This window comes from Paenibacillus whitsoniae, from assembly GCF_003955665.1.
GTDB classification, from domain to species: Bacteria; Bacillota; Bacilli; order Paenibacillales; family NBRC-103111; genus Paenibacillus_E; species Paenibacillus_E whitsoniae.
Genome location: NZ_RXHU01000038.1, coordinates 1 through 3836 on the forward strand (window position 1 = coordinate 1; position 3836 = coordinate 3836).

The 3836-nt window shown below is 53.6% G+C and carries 5 protein-coding genes; 4 read left to right on the forward strand and 1 reads right to left on the reverse strand.

Annotated features, from left to right (window positions below; genetic code table 11):
• The coding region (locus tag EJQ19_RS33080; protein WP_164716547.1) for a hypothetical protein at positions 1-178 on the reverse strand (178 nt) is incomplete at its 3' end.
• A gap of 231 nt (positions 179-409) precedes the next feature.
• On the opposite strand from EJQ19_RS33080, the gene EJQ19_RS13875 reads away from it, so the two are divergent.
• From EJQ19_RS13875 to EJQ19_RS13890, 4 genes are read left to right on the forward strand one after another with little or no spacing between them, the layout of a single operon-like run.
• Positions 410-1393, forward strand: coding sequence for an HD domain-containing protein (locus EJQ19_RS13875; protein ID WP_126141832.1), 984 nt, complete (start codon positions 410-412; stop codon positions 1391-1393).
• 45 nt (positions 1394-1438) lie between these two features.
• Entirely contained in the window at positions 1439-2017 is a 579-nt protein-coding gene (locus EJQ19_RS13880) for a thymidine kinase (RefSeq protein WP_126141833.1), read from the forward strand.
• A gap of 45 nt (positions 2018-2062) precedes the next feature.
• A complete protein-coding gene (locus EJQ19_RS13885) occupies positions 2063-3241 on the forward strand; it encodes an MGDG synthase family glycosyltransferase (RefSeq protein WP_126141834.1) in 1179 nt (392 codons plus the stop codon).
• 30 nt (positions 3242-3271) lie between these two features.
• Complete coding sequence (locus tag EJQ19_RS13890) at positions 3272-3787, forward strand: hypothetical protein (protein WP_126141835.1); 516 nt, start codon at positions 3272-3274, stop codon at positions 3785-3787.
• Positions 3788-3836 lie beyond the last annotated feature (49 nt).

Genomic DNA, 3836 nt, shown 5'->3' on the forward strand with positions numbered 1-3836 from the left:
TTTGTTCGCTGCCTTGACCTCCGCGATGGTCCAAATTGCACAGCACGTTCAGTGCCTGCTTGACGATCGCATGCGATTTGATCCCCTTGATATTTGCCACGAAGCCAATCCCGCAAGCGTCGTGCTCATATCCCGGATCGTACAATCCTTGTTTGGGCGGTAATCCATTTCTCCTCATGTAGCGCAACCTTTCTCCCTCAGTTTGGTGAATCAGGCATACTTCCGCTACCTATGTACCTCCGCAAGCAAGTAGAGGAAATATTCGAAATATTTTATCTTATATTAACATCTGATATTCTATTCTTCAATGGTCTCATAGGATAGCATACCTTCTATACTTCATGTTATGATAACTATTACCGCCCGCACGAACTTACAACCAGATTTTACAGCGTAGGAGGATCTCTGTTTGAGTATTCAACACACCTTCGGGACCGGCAGGATCATGGAGCCGATCTATCAGTTTCAGACGGAGGCGCATCCGGTTGAAATGGACCTATTCCGCTCCAAGCCTGTGCGGCGCTTGCAATTCTTACATCATTTCGGAGCGGCTGCGCTTTGCACGCCCCTCACCCACTCGCGGTTAGAACATACCGTAGGCGTGTGGTCGCTTACAGCACATTTTTGCCCGGAAGACCTGCCTTTGAGAATCGCAGCGATTGTCCACGATATCGGACATTTGCCGTTCTCCCATGCTGTCGAGCGTACGCTCAGGTTTAACCATCATCGGCACACGGAGCAGTTCATTCTGCAAGGCGAGGTCGCGGAAATATTAACCAATTACGGATTTAAGCCGTCAAATATTGTAGATATCCTGAAAAAAGAAAGTCCGCTCAAGAACCCTACGTCGATTCTCGGGCTCGACCATCTGGATACGTATCTCCGTGATACGTACCGCGCCGGCAAACAGCTCCAGCCTCCATCCGAGCTGATTCGCAGACTTCATTTACGCGGCTATTTGCTGGAAGCTCAAGACGATGAGGCCGCGGCGGCGCTCGCCCACTATATCGTAGAAGGCCATCGCCTGCAGCTTGAACCGCAGCATGTCGCTATGGACGCTTTGCTTGCCAAAGCCGTCACGCATCACTGCGAAGCGCAGCCGGAGATGAAGCGGCATCTGCCTTTTCTAATGGATCATGAATTGTTGCATGCGCTCATGCACAGTCGAAACGGCATCGCGCAGGAAACGATTCGCGTGCTAATGTTCGAACCGCATCGCATCCAGATCGGCAGCCAGCCGGTGCCGGGAAGCATCGAGGCTTCCTTCGGCAGCGTGCCGAAGAAACAGCCCCTGCTGCGGGAAAAACCTGCCGCCGAGGCGAGCTTTCAAGTCGCGGTCAAGTTGGCTGAGCTGGAGAGCCTGGCGGGCACCTACTTTTTCAGCATCGCATAATGCACGTATATCCCGTATTCCCATCTGAGAGAGGACTGGCTTAGCTTGGCAAAATTGTATTTTCGATACGGCACGATGAACAGCGGGAAATCCATCGAGGTGCTGCGTGTCGCACATAATTATGAGGAGCAAGGCAAAAAAGTTCTCCTCCTCACCTCCGTCGTCGATGACCGTTTCGGCGTCGGGAAAGTGACGTCCCGCATTGGCATGGACAAAACGGCAATTGCCGTAGACGCCCAGCTCGATATGCGGGCACTTGCGGAGAGGGAACGGCCGAACTGCATTTTGGTGGACGAAGCGCAGTTTTTGAATAAAGAGCAGGTTGGGGTGCTCATCGACATTGTCGACGAGTTGGACATTCCTGTGATTGCTTACGGGCTTCGCGCGGATTTTATGGGACAGCTGTTTGAAGGCAGCAATGCCCTGCTGGCCGCAGCGGACACGATCGAGGAAATCAAAACCGTCTGCTGGTATTGCGACAAGAAGGCCATTATGAATATGCGCTGCAAGGATGGGGAACCGATTTTCCACGGGGAGCAGATTCAAATTGGCGGCAACGAAAGCTACGTCCCGGTGTGCCGCAAATGCTACGCCGCGAAGCGGAAAAACGCTGTACACGAATGAGTAAACGCGGCAGGTCCCACTGGCCCGCCAAGAAAGGTGAGTTCTTTGCGTAAAAAGAGGATTTTGATCTTATCCGAAGGCTTTGGAAAAGGGCATACACAAGCGGCCCATGCACTCGCCGCACAGCTTCGCCAGTCATCGCCCTATCTGATTACCCGCGTGCTGGAGTTAGGGGCTTTTTTGCACCCGACGCTCGCGCCCTGGGTCTTTTCCGCTTATCGCCGCACGGTGACGCTGCAGCCCAAGCTCTATGGCGTTCTGTATCGAAATCAGTATAAAAAATCGCTGAACAGCCTCGCCGGCCTGGTGCTGCACCGCATGTTCTACGCACGCTCCAAGGCAATTATCCAGCAGCTTCGGCCTGATCTGATCGTGTGCACGCATCCTTTTCCGAGCATTATCGTCTCCCGGTTAAAACGCGCGGGGCTCGATGTGCCGCTGTTTACCGTCATTACGGACTACGATGTGCATGGCACCTGGATCAATCCGGCCGTTGATAAATATTTAGTCTCCACTCCGCCTGTGCGGGACAATCTGCTGGATCGCGGCGTCGCCGAGTCTCGTATTGAAGTCACCGGCATTCCGGTTCATCCGGATTTTCGCCTGAACTACAGTAAAGAGCTGATTCGTCAAGAATTCGGCTTAAAAGCGATGCCTACGGTGATGGTTATGGGCGGCGGCTGGGGGATTTTCAAAAAAGAAGAGAAAGAAGAGCTTCTCACCCACCTCGCGAATTGGAGCAAAGACATTCAATTGTTGATCTGCTTGGGAACCAATGAAAAAGCACGAAGGCAGCTGCTCATGGAGGAAGCGTTCCGACAGCCGAATGTCCATCTGATCGGGTATACGCACGAGATCAGCAAGCTGATGGACATCTCCGACCTGCTGATCACCAAGCCCGGCGGCATGACGTGCACCGAGGCGATCGCCAAAGGGATCCCGATGCTGTTCTACAGCCCGATCCCCGGACAGGAAGAGAAAAACTGCGACTACTTCCAGGAGCTCGGCTTCGGACAGCGGATTACGTCCCTCGACATGATCGATCACTGGTTCAAGCTGCTGATGGAGCAATATCCCGAGCTGGCGGAACGCCGATCCAGCATCCGCAAGCAGCAAGCGCTGGACAGCAAAAGCTGCGCCGAAGCGATCAAGGAGTACCTCGCGTTGACAGACAAGCGTGCATATCTTCACGCATCTTCAAAAACACCGCTCATACACTGGTAGTAACCAGGTGTAAGGGCGGTGTTTTTTGATATGAATCCACTTCATCGTTTCGGAAAGCAGGCGATTTTCGTATATTTGCTCGTCTGGTTCATCGGCAGCCTCTGGATGATGGCCGTACTCGGCAGCAACGCGCCGCAAGGCAATTTTCTGGGGATCAATATGGCGCAATACCATGACTATGCTTGCTTCGGCTTTGCCGGTGCGCTCGGCGGCACGCTGTACGGACTGCGCATGTTCCATGAGCATTACGAAGCCTTGACCACGCAGTGGGTGTACTGGTACCTGATGCGGCCCGTGCTCTGCTTCGGCTCCGCCATCATCACGATCATCCTGTTCGAGAGCGGCATCATGCTGCTGCAGGTGGACGACTCCATGTCCGCGCGGATCTCCCTCGCGTTCCTGACCGGCTACGGTTATGGCAAGTTTATGGAGAAGCTCCGCGATTTGACCACGACGTTCTTCAACGGGAAATCGTCGGGGAATGGAACTGACGGGAATGGCAACGGCGGCGGCAATGGCAATGGTGGCGGGAATGAGAAAGCGTAGGTCGTAGCGTGGATCGTGTGGGAAAGCGTGTGGGAATGTAGAGAGTAGC